This window comes from Micromonospora olivasterospora (assembly GCF_007830265.1).
Classification (GTDB): Bacteria; Actinomycetota; Actinomycetes; order Mycobacteriales; family Micromonosporaceae; genus Micromonospora; species Micromonospora olivasterospora.
In genome coordinates, this window is record NZ_VLKE01000001.1 from 1,824,150 (window position 1) to 1,839,906 (window position 15,757).

The 15,757-nt window shown below is 74.7% G+C and carries 13 protein-coding genes; 6 read left to right on the top strand and 7 right to left on the bottom strand.

Annotation, left to right across the window (positions count from 1 at the left end; all coding sequences use genetic code 11):
• Positions 1-108 precede the first annotated feature (108 nt).
• The 4 genes from JD77_RS08315 (at position 109) to JD77_RS08330 (ending at position 4,024) form a co-directional block, all read left to right on the top strand.
• Positions 109-558, top strand: coding sequence for a carbohydrate ABC transporter permease (locus JD77_RS08315; RefSeq protein WP_281292170.1), 450 nt, complete (start codon positions 109-111; stop codon positions 556-558).
• 10 nt (positions 559-568) lie between these two features.
• A complete protein-coding gene (locus JD77_RS08320; protein WP_145773757.1) occupies positions 569-1,174 on the top strand; it encodes a carbohydrate ABC transporter permease in 606 nt (201 codons plus the stop codon).
• Positions 1,171-2,199: a glycoside hydrolase family 43 protein gene (locus JD77_RS08325; protein ID WP_145773758.1), complete on the top strand. Its 1,029-nt coding sequence runs from the start codon at positions 1,171-1,173 to the stop codon at positions 2,197-2,199. Before JD77_RS08320 ends, JD77_RS08325 begins: the two co-directional genes overlap by 4 nt.
• 163 nt (positions 2,200-2,362) lie before the next feature.
• The gene (locus tag JD77_RS08330; protein ID WP_145773759.1) at positions 2,363-4,024 is read left to right on the top strand and encodes a glycoside hydrolase family 10-like protein; all 1,662 of its coding nucleotides are present in this window, start codon (positions 2,363-2,365) and stop codon (positions 4,022-4,024) included.
• A gap of 207 nt (positions 4,025-4,231) precedes the next feature.
• Here JD77_RS08330 and JD77_RS08335 read toward each other — a convergent pair whose 3' ends face one another.
• Both JD77_RS08335 and JD77_RS08340 read right to left on the bottom strand, forming a co-directional pair.
• Positions 4,232-7,066 (bottom strand): ATP-binding protein, encoded by a 2,835-nt coding sequence (locus JD77_RS08335; RefSeq protein WP_145773760.1) that lies wholly within the window; start codon positions 7,064-7,066, stop codon positions 4,232-4,234.
• A 141-nt stretch (positions 7,067-7,207) separates the two neighbouring features.
• A complete protein-coding gene (locus JD77_RS08340) occupies positions 7,208-7,423 on the bottom strand; it encodes an FmdB family zinc ribbon protein (RefSeq protein WP_145773761.1) in 216 nt (71 codons plus the stop codon).
• Positions 7,424-7,479: 56 nt separating this feature from the next.
• Between JD77_RS08340 and JD77_RS08345 the strand changes: the two genes are divergently transcribed.
• Both JD77_RS08345 and JD77_RS08350 read left to right on the top strand, forming a co-directional pair.
• Positions 7,480-8,853: a lytic murein transglycosylase gene (locus JD77_RS08345; RefSeq protein ID WP_145777475.1), complete on the top strand. Its 1,374-nt coding sequence runs from the start codon at positions 7,480-7,482 to the stop codon at positions 8,851-8,853.
• Positions 8,854-8,925: 72 nt separating this feature from the next.
• Positions 8,926-9,942, top strand: a complete 1,017-nt coding sequence (locus JD77_RS08350; protein WP_145777476.1) for a GNAT family N-acetyltransferase — start codon at positions 8,926-8,928, stop codon at positions 9,940-9,942.
• Between the two features lie 45 nt (positions 9,943-9,987).
• On the opposite strand, the gene hemB is transcribed toward JD77_RS08350, so the two are convergent.
• Genes hemB through JD77_RS08375 form a run of 5 tightly spaced genes read right to left on the bottom strand, consistent with a single transcriptional unit; the run spans position 9,988 to position 15,664 of the window.
• Positions 9,988-10,971, bottom strand: coding sequence for a porphobilinogen synthase (hemB, locus tag JD77_RS08355; RefSeq protein WP_145773762.1), 984 nt, complete (start codon positions 10,969-10,971; stop codon positions 9,988-9,990).
• Positions 10,972-10,984: 13 nt separating this feature from the next.
• Positions 10,985-12,565: a bifunctional uroporphyrinogen-III C-methyltransferase/uroporphyrinogen-III synthase gene (locus JD77_RS08360; protein WP_145773763.1), complete on the bottom strand. Its 1,581-nt coding sequence runs from the start codon at positions 12,563-12,565 to the stop codon at positions 10,985-10,987.
• Complete coding sequence (hemC, locus tag JD77_RS08365) at positions 12,562-13,557, bottom strand: hydroxymethylbilane synthase (protein ID WP_145773764.1); 996 nt, start codon at positions 13,555-13,557, stop codon at positions 12,562-12,564. Before hemC ends, JD77_RS08360 begins: the two co-directional genes overlap by 4 nt.
• Positions 13,554-14,897: a glutamyl-tRNA reductase gene (locus JD77_RS08370; protein ID WP_145773765.1), complete on the bottom strand. Its 1,344-nt coding sequence runs from the start codon at positions 14,895-14,897 to the stop codon at positions 13,554-13,556. Before JD77_RS08370 ends, hemC begins: the two co-directional genes overlap by 4 nt.
• Entirely contained in the window at positions 14,894-15,664 is a 771-nt protein-coding gene (locus tag JD77_RS08375) for a redox-sensing transcriptional repressor Rex (RefSeq protein ID WP_145773766.1), read from the bottom strand. Before JD77_RS08375 ends, JD77_RS08370 begins: the two co-directional genes overlap by 4 nt.
• Positions 15,665-15,757: the final 93 nt, after the last annotated feature.

Sequence of the window (15,757 nt, forward strand, 5' to 3'; positions counted from 1 at the left end):
GCCTCGGCGTCGGGCTCGGAGCCGCCGCCACGTTGACCCTCGCCGGGTGCGGCGTTCCTGCTCGACGCCAACCTGGGCCTGGTCAACCGGCTGCTCGGGGCGGTCGGGCTGCCGGCGGACACCCCGTGGGTCACCGACGTGCCGTGGGCGTGGGTCTCGCTGGTCGGGGTGACCGTCTGGTGGACCTCCGGCTTCAACGCCGTCATCTACCTGGCCGGCCTCCAGGACATCCCGGCCGAGCTGTACGAGGCGGCGCGGATCGACGGCGCGGACGTCTGGGACCGGTTCCGCCACGTCACGCTGCCCGGGCTGCGCCCGGTGCTGCTGTTCGTGCTGACCACCACGATCCTCGCCTCGGCGAACGTCTTCGGCCAGTCGTACCTGATCACCCTCGGCGCGCCCGGCGAGCAGACCCGCACGGTGGTCTGGCGGATCGTGGACGAGGGGCTGCGGTACGACGACGCCGGGCAGGCCGCCGCGATGAGCATCGTCTTCGCGCTGGCGCTGGCCGTGGTCAGCGTCGTGAACTTCCGCCTCCTGCGCTACCGGGAAGACTGAGGGGACGACCATGACGACTGCCCGCCGCGCCGGCCGCTACGCGGTCCTGGTGTTCCTGGCCCTGGCGTTCCTGGTTCCGCTGGTCTGGATGATTCTGACGTCGCTGAAGACGTACGGCGGGGCGCAGCGGATCCCGCCGGACTGGCTGCCGAACCCGTTCTCCGGGTACGGCTACGAGCGGATCCTGAACAACGCCGAGAGCCCCGTGCTGCGCTGGTTCCTCAACAGCATGCTGGCCGCCACGCTGCACACGCTGCTGTCCCTGGCCACCGCGTCGGCGGGCGAACTGGAGGAGGCGGCCGTCCTCGACGGGGCCAACCACTGGCAGATCTTCACCCGGGTGCTGCTCCCGCTGTCGCAGCCGGCCCTGGCCACGCTCGCGGTGCTGTCGTTCCTCACCAACTGGAACGACTTCCTCTGGCCGGTCTACGTGCTGTTCAGCCCGGAGCAGCTGACCCTGCCGCCGGGGCTGGGCCTGCTCCAGCGCGCGTACAACACCGACTACCCGGTGGTGATGGCGGGCGCGGTGCTGGCCAGCGTGCCGGTGCTGCTGCTGTTCGTTCTCGCCCAGCGGCACATCATCCAGGGCGTCTCGCGCAGCGGGCTGAAGGGATGACGGCCCGCTCGTGGCGGCGCGCTGCGACCGCCCGCGCCGCCGCACCGCTCGCCGCCGCGCTGCTGCTGGCCGCCGGCTGCGCCGGCCCGACGACCCCTTCGGCCCCCCGGAGCGACGCCCGCATGTTCACCAACCCCGTGGTACGCACCAACGCCCCCGACCCGCAGGCGATCCGGGTCGGACAGACCTGGTATTTGTTCCACACCAACGGCGGCGGGCGCAACGTACCCGTGCTCACCTCCCCCGACCTGGTCGACTGGGCCGAGGCCGGGGACGCGCTGCCGGAGCTGCCGGGCTGGGCAAACAGGGGAAAGACGTGGGCCCCGGAGGCGATCCAGCTCGCCCCGGGCCACTTCGTGCTGTACTACACCGCGGCCGGGCGAGAGGCCGGCCGGCAGTGCGTCGGGCGGGCGGTGGCGAGCGCGCCGGAGGGGCCGTACCGGGACGACTCGGCGACCCCGCTCGTGTGCCAGGCGGAGCTGGGCGGGTCGATCGACGCCAGCCCGTACCGGGACGACGACGGCAGCCTCTGGCTGCTGTGGAAGAACGACGGCAACGCCGTCAGGATGGACACCTGGATCTGGGTGCAGCGCCTCTCGGCCGACGGGCTGCGGCTGGTCGGCGAGCCGACGCCGCTGCTGACGCAGACCGAGCCGTGGGAGGGCGCGCTGGTCGAGGGCCCGTTCTTCCACCGCCGGGACGGCCGGCTGTACCTCTTCTTCGCCGCGAACGCGTACAACCGGAAGGTGTACGCCGAGGGGTACGCGGTCTGCGAGTCGCCCACCGGGCCGTGCGTCAAGGCCGCCGAGAACCCGATCCTGCGCAGCAACGCGGTCGCGTCCGGCCCCGGGCACGCCTCGATGGTCGTCAAGGACGGCCGGACGTGGCTGCTGTACCACGCCTGGCCGCCCGGGCAGGAGGGCACGAGGGACCCGGGGCGCCAGGTCTGGCTGGACGAGGTCACCTGGGTCGACGGCCGGCCGGTCGTCCACGGCCCGACGGGCAGTCCCCAGCCGCGCCCGTAGGGGTGGTGGGAGGGGCGGATCTTGCGAGAACACTTGCGCCGCCCCCGCCCGGTGTGAAAATTTCCTACCAGCGACTGACGGCCTGCGGCGAATCTTGCCGGATATGCCCCGGTGTCGGTCGCCTCCCCCTGCCACGCCGAGCCCCAACGAAGGGACGCACCGGATGAAGGCAACTCGGCTCAGAGCCGCCGGGCTGGCCGTAGCCCTGCTCGGCGCGCTCGTCGCCGCCTCCCCCACCGCCGCCAGCGCGGCGGAGACCGACGCGACCGCGACCGCCACCACCTGCACGACGAACCCGGCCACGCCCAAACGGCAGTTCCGGGCCCTGTGGATCGCGTCGGTGACGAACATCGACTGGCCCACCAAGGCGTCGCAGACCGCACCCGACCAGATCGCCAAGCAGAAGGCGGAGTACCTGGCCTGGCTCGACCTGGCCCAGCGGCTCAACCACAACGCCGTCGTGGTCCAGGTCCGCCCCACCGCCGACGCGTTCTGGCCCTCGCCGTACGAGCCGTGGTCGGAGTACCTGACCGGCGTGCGCGGGCAGGACCCGGGCTGGGACCCGCTGGCCTTCGTCGTCGAGGAGGCGCACAAGCGGAACCTGGAGTTCCACGCCTGGATGAACCCGTACCGGGTCTCGATGCCGGCCCCGGGCGGTGCCGGCGCGGACATCTCGAAGCTGGCGCCGAACCACCCGGCCCGGCAGCACCCGGACTGGGTCTTCGCGTACCCGCCGGCCGGCGTCGCCGGCAGCCGGCTCTACTACAACCCCGGCATCCCGGAGGTCCGCGAGTTCGTCCAGACCGCGATGCTGGACGCCGTCGAGCGGTACGACGTCGACGGCGTGCACTTCGACGACTACTTCTACCCCTACCCGAGCGGCACGCACCAGGTGCCGGACGACGCGACCTTCGCGGCGTACAACCGGGGCTTCACCAACAAGGCCGACTGGCGGCGGGACAACATCAACCTGCTGGTCCAGGAGATGAACGCCAAGATCAAGGCGATCAAGCCGTGGGTGAAGTTCGGTGTCAGCCCGTTCGGCATCTGGCGCAACAAGTCGGCCGACCCGCTGGGCTCGGACACCACCGGCAGCCAGTCGTACGACATCATCTCCGCCGACACCCGTAAGTGGATCAAGGAGGAGAGGATCGACTACGTCGTGCCGCAGCTGTACTGGTACATCGGGCAGTACCCGGCGGCCGACTACGCCCGCCTGGTGCCCTGGTGGGCCGAGCAGGTGCGCGGCACCAACGTCCAGCTCTACATCGGCCAGGCCGACTACAAGAGCGGCGACCCCGCCTACGGGTCGTTCTGGATGAACCCGCGCGAGCTGTCGGACCACCTGACGCTCAACCGGTCGTACCCGGAGGTGCTCGGCAACGTGCACTTCTCGGCCGTCCAGGTGCGGGCGAACCGGCTCGGGGCCACCGACATCTACGCCGCCGAGCACTACTCCCGCCCGGCCCTGGTGCCGGCGATGCCGCACCTGCCCGCCAAGCCACTGCTGGCGCCCGTGGTCACCGGCGCCGAGCGGCAGGACGACGGCGTACGGCTGAGCTGGCGTCAGCCCGCCGACGGCAAGGGGCCGTTCGGCACGGCCACCTCGTACGCGATCTACCGGGTCGACGGGAACGGCGCGGCCGCGCCCTGCGACCTGGCCGACGCGTCCCACCTGGTCGCCACGGTCCGGGCCACCCCCGACGCCGTGCAGTCCTGGGTGGACACCACCGCCGGGGCGGGCCAGCGGTACACGTACCACGTGACCGCGGTCGACCGGCTGTACAACGAGAGCCCGGTCAGCCCGCCGCGCTTCGTGCGCTGACGGCACCGCGAATGCCCCGGGGCGCTGCCCGCGTCCCGGGGCATTCGTCTGTCTCGACTCGGACCGGTGACCCACCGGGCCCCTCGCACCGCCCACCCCCGCGGAGGTCCGCGCCGCCAAGATCAAGGCCGACGCCGAGCGCCGCGCCGCCGCCTGACCGGCAGGACGGGGCCCTGCGGTAGGGCAGGGCCCCGTCAACGGGCCGGCTCAGGCCCGCTCCGTGCGGCCCGCCGGCCGCCGGCCCGGCTCCGCGTGCCGGCGGGGGGTGGGTGCCCCGGTCGCGCCGAACCGCACCGAGTCCGCGCCCAGGTCCGGGTGCTCCACCCCCAGCGCCATCGCCGCCGCCTCCTCCAGGCCCAGCTCGCTGCCCTCGCCGTACGCGACGTCGAAGGCCGCGTCGCCCAGCGCGCCGCGCAGCTCCGCCTGCTGCTCCGCCCAGTACGCGCCGTAGATGCCGGGCGTGGAGCGCAGGCTCGCCCGCGTCGCCTGGGCCGCGCCGAACAGCCGCGCGGCGGTGAGCGGGTCGCCCCCTTCGGCGCAGCGCACCGCGACCGCGTTGAGCGTGTCACAGGCCCGCCGGTGGAAGCCGTGGGTCATCCGGGAGCGCAGCGCGACCAGCAGATGCTCGTGCGCCGCCACGAGGTCGCCCCGGGCCAGCGCCACCATGCCGAGCAGCATGTCCACGGACCGGCGGCCCCGTTCCGCCGGGCGGGACGCCTCGACCGGCCGCGCCGCGCCGAGCAGCTCCGCCGCCTCCGCCAGCGCGCCCCGCCGCCACAGCAGCTCGGCGAGGCGAAGCACGGCGAACAGCGCGTCGGACGCCACGTCCCGCTCGCGCGCCCAGTCGATGACCTCCCGGCAGACGCGCTCGGCCTCGGCGAACTGTCCCATGTCGATCAGCGGGGCGGCGCGCCCCGCCAGCACCCGGGCCAGCAGGCCCGCGTCGCCGGCCTGCCGGGCCACCGCCTCCGCCTGCTGGGAGAAGCGCAGCTCCTCGGTGAACTCGCCGTCCGCCCCGGCGTGCAGCGAGTGCATGTGGTACGCCGCGGCCAGCTCGGCGTCCGGAATGGACTCCCCGGTCTCGGCGATCCGGCCGTAGAGCCGGAACAGCCAGAGCCGCCCCTCCCGGGCCAGCCCGCGCTCCCGCCACCACTGGTCCAGCGCGCCGGCCACCCGCAGCCCGGCGCGCGCGCTGCCGCCGGTGACACACCAGCGCAGGGCGGCACGCAGCTCCTTGGCCAGCGGGTCGAGGGCGTACAGGGAGAGAGTGGCCGGGCTGCCGTCCGGCCCCAGCTGGGCGCGCGCCAGCGCGTGCGTGGCCCAGGCGAGGTGCCGGTCCCGGGCCGCCCGCTCCTCGCCCGCCTGCACCAGCCGGCGGGCCGCGTACGCCCGGATCGGATCGAGCATCCGGTAGGTGCTGCCCGACGCGTGCGGTTCGGCCAGGATCATCGACTTGTCCACGAGCACGGACAGCGGGTCGAGCGGGTCGTCGTCGAGCAGCCACTCCACGGTCGGCAGGTCGACCGGCCCGGCGAAGACCGCCAGCCAGCGCAGCAGCCGCGCCGCCCGCGCCCCCAACGTCCGGTACGACCACGTGACCGTGGCCTGCATGGTGAGGTGCCGCTCCGCGGCCGGGCGCTGCGCCGACCGGTCGGCCCCGGCGGGCGGGGCGTCCCCCGAGGACGACCCCACCCCGTCGAGCGGGTCCCGCGGGTCGCCCGTCCAGCCGCCCCCGGGCGCCGGCCCAAGGTCCTGCCGGCCCGCGTCCAGGGTGCCGAGGACGTCGTCGAGGCGTTCCGCGAGCTGCCCGACGGAGAGCACCCGCAGCCGCGCGGCGGCCAGCTCGATGGCGAGCGGCAGGCCGTCCAGCCGCCGCACCACCCGCCGCACGTCGGCCGACTCGGCCGGGTCCGGCGGCCGCCCGCCCCGGGCCGCCGCCGTCCGGTCCAGCAGCAGCGCCACGGCGTCGCTCTCCGCGCCGTCCGGCCGGGGCTCCACCGACAGCGGCGGGATCCGCCACACCACCTCCCCCGGCAGGCCGAAGGACTCGCGGCTGGTGGCCAGCACCCGCACGCCACCACCGCCGGCGAGCAGCCGGGAGATCACCTGCGCCGACGCGGCCGGCTGGGCGTCGCAGGTGTCCAGCAGGACCAGCATCCGGCGCACGGCGGCGTACTCGACGAGGGTGTCCACCATGGGCCGACCCGGCTCCGGGCGCAGCCCGAGCACGGCGGCGACCGCGAACGCCACGAGCCCCGGGTCGGTCACCGCGGCGACGTCGACGAACCAGATCCCGTCGGGGTACTCCTCGACCAGCCCGGCGGCCAGCTCGACGGCCAGCCGGGTCTTGCCGGCCCCGCCCGCGCCGAGCACGGTGACCAGGCGGTGGCGCTGCACCAGCCGGCGCAGCTCGGCCCGCTCGGCCTCCCGGCCGACGAACGAGGTGACCTGGGTCGGCAGGTTGTGCGCCGTCGCGTCGGCGGTACGCGGGCGCGGGAACTGCCGTTCCAGGCCGGGCGCGACGAGTTGGAACAGCCGCTCCCGGTCGTCGAAGCCGCGCAGCCGGTGCAGGCCGAGGTCGAGCAGGGACGCGCCCTCCGGCAGCGAGGCGGCGTGCCGCGCGGTGGCCGCCGAGCAGAGCACCTGCCCGCCGTGCGCCGCGGCCGCGATCCGGGCGGCGCGGTGCACCTCGGCGCTGGCGTACTCGCCGTCGCGCGGCTCGGCCCAGCCCGTGTGCAGTCCCATCCGGACCCTGGGCGCGGCCTCCGGGGCCGGCCACTCGTGGGTCGCCAGCGCCCGCTGCGCGGTCAGACAGGCGGTCAGCGCCGCGGCGGCGTCCGGGAACGCGATGAAGAACGAGTCGCCCTCGGTCAGCAGCTCCGCGCCCCGGGTGCCGGCCAGGGTGCGGCGCAGCAGGCGGCGGTGCTCCCGCAGCACCGGGCGGTAACCCGGACCGAGCATCTGGGCCAGGCGCGTCGAACCCTCGATGTCGGTGAACACGAAGGTCACCCAACCCGTCGGGAGGTGGATCCCTGGCGACATGCGTCGAACCTCCGCCCCGTGACGTTCGATACATGCTGCACTATGTTCGCGCGATCACGCATCGTGAGAACGGCCGGGCAGGCTCCGACCCGAGGGTGCCAGTGGTGGCCGACCTCGGTCAGGCGGCGGTGCGGGCGCCGGTCAGCAGCCGCAGCCGCCGCCGCAACAGCCCCCGCCGGACGGGGCCGGGGCGGTGGCGCCCGGGCCACCGCGACCGGTCACGGCCACCGTGGACAGCAGCTTGACCGTGTCGGCGTGCCCCTGGGGGCAGGGCGCTGGCTCGCCGGCCCGCGCCATGGGGCGGTTGACCTCGAAGGTGTCGCCGCAGGCGCGGCAGCGGAACTCGTACCGGGGCATGCCACAAGGGTACGACCGGTCCTGACGCGGGAGGGGACATGGGCGATACTCGACGGGTGGTGGACGGCGAGGAGAGTGCGACGGTTCGGCCCCTGCGACCGGCCACGCCGCCCGCGGAGCCGGGCGGCGGCCCGGCGTATCCCCGGCTGCCCCGCCCCCGCCGGCCGTGGTTGAGGCCGGAGGAACCGACCGAGGCGCCCACCCCGGCCGACGGGCCGGGCGCCGCCGAGGCAGCGAAGCCCGACGCCACCGCCGCGACCACGACGGCCGCCGACAAGCCCGGCCCGGCCGACAAGCCGGGCCCGGCCGACAAGCCGGGCGACGCCGGCAAAGCCGAGAAGGCCGGCGACGCCGACAAGGCCGGCGACGCCGACAAGGCCGGCGACGCCGACAAGGCCGGCGAGGCCGGCAGCGCCAAGACGGACGCCGCCGGGGAGGAGGAGGCCGGCGACGCCGGGGGCACCGCGGCGGGCGACGCCGAGAGCGAGAAGCAGGCCGAGGGCGAGAAGCAGGCCGGTGGCCGGCGGCGCCGGGTGCCGTTCTCCCACGCCGTACGACTGCCTCCGCCGCGGCAGGCGGTGGCGGCCGCCGCGCGCGCCACCCGTGCCTGGTCGCGCCGCCCGGGCGGGCGGCTCACGCTGTCCGGGCTGTTCCTGCTCGCCCTCGTCGGGGCGACCGCGGCCGCCGGGGCGCTCGTGGTGCCGGCCACCGCGCCGAAGTCCCGCGCCGTCCCGGTCGACGCCAGCGCCAGCGCGCCGGGGGTCGGCACGGCCGCCCCGCAGGGCGGCGCCCTTCCCGGGGTCTCCGGCACCCCGGTGCCGCCCGGGCTGCCCGGCGTGCCGGCGGCAACCGGCCGGCCCGCGGACGCCCTCGCCGCCTGGGCCCAGCAGACCGGCGCGAAGGTGGGCATCTCGCCCGTCGCGATGCAGGCGTACGGCTACGCCGAGCTGGTGCTCGCCGAGACCAACCGCAGCTGCCAGCTCAGCTGGACCACCCTCGCCGCGATCGGGTATGTCGAGTCCCGGCACGGGCAGGCCAACGGCGCCACCCTCGGGCCGGACGGCCGGGCGCTGCCGGAGATCATCGGCGACCCACTCGACGGCAGGGGCGGCCGGTCGCTGATCAGGGACACCGACCGGGGGCTGTACGACCGCGACACGACGTACGACCGGGCGATCGGGCCGATGCAGTTCATCCCGACCACCTGGCAGGAGATCGGGGCCGACGCGGACAACGACGGCCGCAAGGACCCGCACGACCTCGACGACGCCGCCCTGGCCGCCGGCAACTACCTGTGCAAGGGCGGCCGGAACATGACCATCCCCGGCGACTGGTGGGGCGCCATTCTGTCGTACAACGACGTGCGTCGGTACGCGCAGGACGTCTTCGACAAGGCCAACGAGTACGGGGCGGCCAGCCGGCGTACGTGACGTGATCGTCCGCGTACATTAGAGAACTGGACACTTCCCCCAAGCTGCCGTTGACGGCAAGCTAGACGGGTGATGGTTCGCGAGTGGGATCCCCGGACCGCCTCGTCCGCCGAGATCGCGTCGCTACTGGGCACGCTGAACGCGGTGTTCGCGGCCGACCTCCCGCAGGATCCGCCCTGGCGGGAGAGTTCGCTGCGGGAATACCTCTCCGAGGTGATGCCCGGCGAGCGGCGGATCTCCTGGGTGGCCCAGGCCGAGCCGAGCGCAGGAGGCCAGCCCGGCGCGATCCTCGGCCACGTCCACGTGCTCATGCTCGGCGACATCGGCGTCCTGGAGGTGCTCGTCCACCCGTCGGTGCGCCGCGGGGGCCTGGGCCGGGACCTGGTCCGGTTGGCCGCCCGCCGCGTCTACCAGGAGGGCTTCCAGTCCATCGGCGTGGAGGTCGTCGGCGAGACCCCGGCCGTGGCGTTCTACGAGGCGCTCGGCTTCAGCCGGGAGTACGTGGAGACGCGCAGCGTGCTGGACCTGTCCGCGGTGGACTGGGCGGCGCTGGGGGAGATGGCCACGGGCGTCGGCGCGGGCTACCACGTCGAGTTCTGCCCGGGCAGCCCGCCGGACCACCTGATCGAGGCGTACGCGCGGGCGAAGGCCGAGGTACGCGACCTCGGCGACGGCGAGCTGCGCCCCAGCTCGTACGACCCGGAGCGGCTGCGGGACAGCCTCGACACGCTGCACCGCCGGGGCATGAAGCCGTACATCGTGCTCGCCATCCACGACCGGACCGGCGAGGTGGCCGGGCTGACCGAGCTGGTCGTGCCGGCGCAGCACCCGACCCGGGCCGACCAGTACGACACGATCGTGGTGCAGGACCACCGGGGCTACGGCATCGACCGGGCGATCAAGGCGCGAATGCTGCTGGAGCTGCGCTCGGCCGAGCCGGAGCTGACCGAGGTGCAGACATGGAACGCCCAGGCCAACGAGGCGATGCTCAAGGTCAACGCCGAGCTGGGCTACCGCCCCGACCGGGAGTGGTGCGAATACAGCGTGGACGTGGCGGAGCTGGTGCACCGCCTGGACGCCGGCCGCTGACCGGCGGACGTGCGGCCGGTCCCGCCCGGGCGCGGGCGGGACCGGTCAGTAGCGCTCGCGCAGGAGTTGGGCGGCCTCGACCGCCCAGTACGTGAGGATGATCTGGGCGCCGGCGCGGCGGATGGAGGTGAGCGTCTCCAGCACGGCCCGCTCCCGGTCGATCCAGCCGTTCGCGGCGGCCGCCTCGACCATCGCGTACTCGCCGGAGACCTGGTACGCGGCCACCGGGACGTCCACCGCGGCCCGCACGGCCGCCACCACGTCGAGGTAGGGCAGGGCCGGCTTGACCATCACCATGTCGGCGCCCTCGGCCACGTCCAGCTCGACCTCGCGCAGGGACTCCCGCAGGTTCGCCGGGTCCTGCTGGTAGGTGCGCCGGTCGCCCTCCAGCGCCGACTCCACCGCGTCCCGGAACGGACCGTAGAACGCCGAGGCGTACTTCACGGCGTACGCGAGCACGGCGACGTCGGTGTGGCCGGCGGCGTCGAGGGCCCGTCGGACGACCCCGACCTGACCGTCCATCATTCCGGACGGCCCGACGACGTGGACCCCCGCGGCGGCCTGGGCGACCGCCATCTCGGCGTACTCGGCCAGGGTGGCGTCGTTGTCCACGCCGCCGTCGGGGGTGAGCAGCCCGCAGTGCCCGTGCGAGGTGAACTCGTCCAGGCAGAGGTCGCTCATGATCACGGTGGCGTCGCCGACCTCGGCGACCACGTCCCGGATGGCGACGTTGAGAATGCCGTTCGGGTCGAGGCCGCCGGAGCCGCGCTCGTCGCGCGACGCCGGCACCCCGAACAGCATGATCCCGCCCACGCCGGCCTGCACCGCCTCCACGGCCGCCTTGCGCAGCGAGTCCCGGGAGTGCTGGAGCACCCCCGGCAGCGAGGCGATCTGCCGCGGCTCGGTCAGCCCCTCCTTGACGAACATCGGCACGACCAGCTCGGCCGGGTCGACGCGGGTCTCGGTGACCAGCCGCCGCACGGCCGCGTTGCGACGCAGCCGGCGGGGCCGGATCTCGGGGTACGGCACGGGAAGCCTCCTGTCAGCGGAACCTGAGGGCGGTCGGGCCCTGCACCTTCGAGCCCCGGCGCTGCTTGGCCGGCATGGCGGCGAGCTTCTCGCGCAGCTCGACGGCGTAGGCGGCGAGCGCCTCCACCAGGTCGGCCACCGAGGCGTGCTGCGGCTGCACGTCGACGCGCAGACCGAACTCCGTCGCCGTCTCCGCCGTCTTCGGCCCGATGACGGCGACGACGGTGCGCTGGTGCGGCTTCCCGGCGATGCCGACCAGGTTCCGCACCGTGGAGGACGACGTGAACAGCACGGCGTCGAACCCGCCCGACTTGATCGCGTCCCGGATCTCGGCGGGCGGCGGGGCGGCCCGGACCGTCCGGTACGCGGTCACGTCGTCGACCTCCCAGCCGCGCTCGGTGAGCCCGGCGGCGAGGGTCTCGGTGGCGATGTCGGCGCGCGGCAGGAGCACCCGGCCGACCGGGTCGAGGATCTCGTCGTGCGGCGAGAACTCGGCCAGCAGCCCCTCGGAGGACTGCTCGCCGGACGGGATCAGCTCCGGCTGGATGCCGAACGCCCGGACGGCGTCCGCGGTGGCCTCGCCGATGCAGGCGATCTTGACGCCGCCGAAGTGCCGGGCGTCCAGGCCGTGCTCGGCGAACTTCTCCCAGACCGCCCGTACGGCGTTGACCGAGGTGAAGACCACCCAGGCGTACCGGCCGTCGACCAGGCCCTTGACCGCCCGCTCCATCTGGGCGGGGGTACGCGGCGGCTCGACCGCGATCGTCGGCACCTCGCACGGGATCGCCCCGTACGCCCGCAGCCGGGCGCTCATCACGCCGGCCTGCTCCTTGGTCCGGGGGACGAGCACCTTCCAGCCGTACAGCGGCCGGTTCTCCCACCAGCTCAGCTTGTCCCGCTCGCCGACGCCCGCGCCGACGGTGAGCACGACCCGGCCGGTGAAGCCGAGCGCCGCCGCGACGAAGGAGTCCACGGTCGACGTGGTCGTGTACTGGGTCTCCCCCGTGCCGTCGCCGGTCACGCCGACGGCGGTGGTGCCGTCCACCCCGGCGGCGAGCAGCCCGTCGCGCACGGCGGCCAGGTCGCCGGCGTCCACGGCGATCGCGAGCGAGCCCCGGCTGACGGCCGCGGCCAGCGCCTCGAAGTCCAGCGTGGTGACGTCCTCGACGTCGGCGGCGGTACGCACGCCGGGCAGCGGCAGGCCCGCGTACGTGGCCACGCCCTCGGCCTGGCTGATGCCCGGGACCACCTCGAAGTGCGCGGCGGTACGCGCGACCGCCTGTACCTCCTTGACCACCGACTCGTGGCCGAACGGATCGCCGGCGACCAGGTGCACCGCGTTCTGGCCGGACCGGGCGGCCGAGATCAGCACCTTCGCCACATCCCCCGGCACGCCCTCGGCGGGGGTGAACTCGGCTTCGGGCTTGGCCTGCGCACGGACGGCGTCGAGCAGCGACTCGGGGATCCCCCGGTCGTACACCACCTGGTCGGCGTCGACCAGGGCGTCGTGCGCCCGGCGGGTCAGCAGGCCCGGGTCGCCGGGACCGGCCCCGACGAACGCGATGCGGCCTACGGGCTTACGGGTGCGGGTCATTCTGTGCTCCCAATGTGCTGGGTCCCCGGGCCGGCGTGTCCTTCTTGGCCGAGGATCGAGTCGGCGCCGAGTTCGAGGAGTTCGGCGGCGAGTGCCTTGCCGATCTCCGCCGCGTCGGCGGGCGTTCCGGTGCGGGACAGCCGGAGGTCTCGGGTACCGTCCGGGCTGATCACCGCCCCGCGCAGGTAAATCTCCTGAACAACATCGCCTTCGGCGCCCGAGCCGGCCGGCTCGCCTTCGGCGACGATGGCGTAGGCGGCGACCGGTGCGCTGCACCCGGCCTCCAGGGTGGCCAGCAACGCCCGTTCCGCGGTGACCGCGGCCCGGGACGGTGCGTGATCGAGCACCGCGAGCAGCTCGACCAGGTCGGCGTCGTCGCTCCGGCACTCCACGGCCAGCGCGCCCTGGGCGGGCGCGGGCAGCATGAGCATCGGGTCGAGCGTCTCGGTGATCACGTCGAGCCGACCGATCCGGGCCAACCCGGCCCGGGCCAGGACGACCGCGTCGAGGTCGGCGTCCGGGCCGAGCACCCGCGCCAGGCGGGTGTCCACGTTGCCCCGGATCGGGGTGACCTCCAGCCGCATCCCGAGCGCGTGCAGCTGCGCGATGCGGCGCAGCGCGCCGGTGCCGACCAGGGCGCCGGACGGCAGCTCGGCGAGCGTCAGCCCGTCCCTGGCGACCAGCGCGTCGCGCGGGTCCTGCCGGGTCGGCACGGCCGCGATGTGCAGCCCGGGAGCCGCGGCGGTGGGCAGATCCTTGTAGGAGTGCACCGCGAAGTCGATGGTCCGGGCGGCCAGGGCGTCGCGCAGCGCGGAGACGAACACGCCGACGCCGAGCCGGTGCACGGGGGCCGTCGAGCGGTCGCCGGCGGTGACCACCTCGACCAGTTCGATCTCGCGGCCGGTCGCGGCCGTGAGCGCGGCGGCGACCTGGCCGGACTGGGCCATCGCCAGCGCGCTGCCCCGGGTGCCGAGGCGCAGGGGGGCGGTCATCTCTCACCTCCGGGGTACGGGGTGGTGTCGGTGTCGACCACGTCGGGGACGGTGTCGACCGGGGACGTCTGCGGAACCTGGAGGCCGAACAGCTCGCGCAGCAGCGCGGCGTACTGGTCGCCGCCCGGCTCGGCGGCGAGCTGGCGGACCCGCACGGTGGGCTGGTGCAGCAGCCGCTGCACCACCCGGTGCACCGTCCGGGCGACCTCCGCGCGCTGCCCCTCGGTGAGGTCGGGGCGGCGCTGGGCCAGCCGGCGCAGCTCGGCGCTGACCACGTCCTCGGCCCGGCCGCGCAGCGCGGCCACGGTCGGGGCCACGTCGGCGCCGCGCAGCCAGGTGAGGAAGGAGTCGACCTCGGCGGTCACGATCCGCTCGACGGCGGCCGCGTCGGTGGCGGCGGGCTCGTCGGCGAGCAGCGCCGCCATCCGGGCGATGTCGATCACCTCGACACCGTCCAGCTCCGCCACGCCCGCCGCCACGTCGCGCGGGACGGCGAGGTCGAGCAGGACCAACGGACCCCGCCCGGGGTCACGGCCGGCGAGCCCGCGGGCCACCACCTCGCGGGTGAGGACCGGTTCGGTGCTCGCCGTGGCGGCCACTACGATGTCCACTGTGGAGAGCACGTCGGTCAGCTCGGCCATCGGCGCCGCGCTGGCTCCGTACGACTCGGCCAGCCGCACGGCCCGGTCGGTCCCCCGGTTGGTCACGGTGAGCGGCCCCGCGCCGCGCCGGGAGAGCGTCGCCACGCCCAGCGCGCCCATCGCGCCGGCCCCGACCACCAGGGCGGGACGGCCGGCGAGGTCGCCGTCGAGCAGCGCGGCGGCCAGGTCGAGCGCGGCGGTGACCACGCTCTGGCCGGCCCGGTCGATGCCGGTCTCCGCGTGCGCCCGCTTCCCCACCCGCAGCGCCTGCTGCATCAGCTCGTGCAGCAGCCGGCCGGCGGCGTCGGCCCCGGCGGCCCAGTGGTACGCGTCACGGAGCTGGCCGAGGATCTGCGCCTCGCCGACGACCATCGAGTCCAGCCCGGCGGCGACCCGGAAGACGTGGTCGACGGCGGCGGCGTCGTAATGCACGTAGAGGTGGTTGGCCAGGGCGGCCGGTGGTGTCCCGGCGTGCTCGCCGAGGACGGCGCAGATGTCGCCGAGCCCGCCGTGGAAGCCGGACACGGCGGCGTAGACCTCCACCCGGTTGCAGGTGGAGACCAGCACCGCCTCGCTCACGTACGGCCGGGCGATCAGGCGGTCCAGGGTGCGGGTGAGGTCGGCGGGGGCGACCGCCAGCTGCTCCAGGGCGGCGACCGGAGCGGTGCGGTAGGACGTGCCGACGACGAGGAGTTTCACGTGCCGGTCGCCTCCTGGGTGTCGGTGTCCGCGAGCCCGCCGGGCAGGGCGGTGAGGGCGGACCCGCCGGTGGCGGGCAACGCGGTCAGCGACGCCTTGCGGTGCTCGTGGAAGGACAGGATCTGCAGCTCGATGGCGAGGTCGACCTTGCGCACGTCGACGCCCTCCGGCACCGAGAGTACGCACGGCGCGAAGTTGAGGATGCTTGTCACGCCGACCTCGACCAGCTGGTCGGCGACGGCCTGGGCGGCGCCGGCCGGGGTGGCGATCACGCCGATCGCGATCGACTCCGCGGCGGCGATCCGGGGCAGCTCGTCGACGTGCCGGACGACCAGGCCGTTGATCTCCTCGCCCACCCGGGACGGGTCCGCGTCGAGCAGGGCGGCGATCCGGAAGCCGCGGCTGGCGAAGCCGTCGTAGCCGGCCAGGGCGTGACCGAGGTTACCCACGCCGACGAGGGCGACGGCCCGCCGCTGGGTGAGGCCGAGCACGAACTCGATCTGATCGATCAGCAGGGCCACGTCGTAGCCGACGCCACGGGTGCCGTACGAGCCGAGGTGGGACAGGTCCTTGCGGAGCTTCGCGGAGTTCACCCCGGCGGCGCTGGCCAGGCCCTCGCTGGAGATCGTCTCGTCGCCGGACTCGGCGAGGTTGTGCAGGGCGCGAAGGTACTCGGGGAGCCGCGCGACGGTCGCCTCGGGCAGGTCCGGAAGCGCCGGTACGGCACCGGCGCGACCGGGCGCGCCAGGGTGACGGTGCTGACTCATGAGACTCCGTGCGGTGCGATCCTCGGCCAGCTCCAGCGGCCGGCCGTGTCGGGACTCCCACTGGCGACCGAGATTGCCGGCTGTGCTAGCAGG

What these genes read in the sequence shown, in the direction of transcription:
- JD77_RS08320 (WP_145773757.1), top strand. Translation starts at nt 569, where the DNA reads ATGACGACTGCCCGCCGCGCCGGCCGCTACGCGGTCCTGGTGTTCCTG.
- JD77_RS08375 (WP_145773766.1), bottom strand. Translation starts at nt 15,664, where the DNA reads ATGAGTCAGCACCGTCACCCTGGCGCGCCCGGTCGCGCCGGTGCCGTA.
- hemC (WP_145773764.1), bottom strand. Translation starts at nt 13,557, where the DNA reads ATGACCGCCCCCCTGCGCCTCGGCACCCGGGGCAGCGCGCTGGCGATG.
- JD77_RS08325 (WP_145773758.1), top strand. Translation starts at nt 1,171, where the DNA reads ATGACGGCCCGCTCGTGGCGGCGCGCTGCGACCGCCCGCGCCGCCGCA.
- JD77_RS08340 (WP_145773761.1), bottom strand. Translation starts at nt 7,423, where the DNA reads ATGCCCCGGTACGAGTTCCGCTGCCGCGCCTGCGGCGACACCTTCGAG.
- JD77_RS08330 (WP_145773759.1), top strand. Translation starts at nt 2,363, where the DNA reads ATGAAGGCAACTCGGCTCAGAGCCGCCGGGCTGGCCGTAGCCCTGCTC.
- JD77_RS08335 (WP_145773760.1), bottom strand. Translation starts at nt 7,066, where the DNA reads ATGTCGCCAGGGATCCACCTCCCGACGGGTTGGGTGACCTTCGTGTTC.
- JD77_RS08360 (WP_145773763.1), bottom strand. Translation starts at nt 12,565, where the DNA reads ATGACCCGCACCCGTAAGCCCGTAGGCCGCATCGCGTTCGTCGGGGCC.
- JD77_RS08350 (WP_145777476.1), top strand. Translation starts at nt 8,926, where the DNA reads ATGGTTCGCGAGTGGGATCCCCGGACCGCCTCGTCCGCCGAGATCGCG.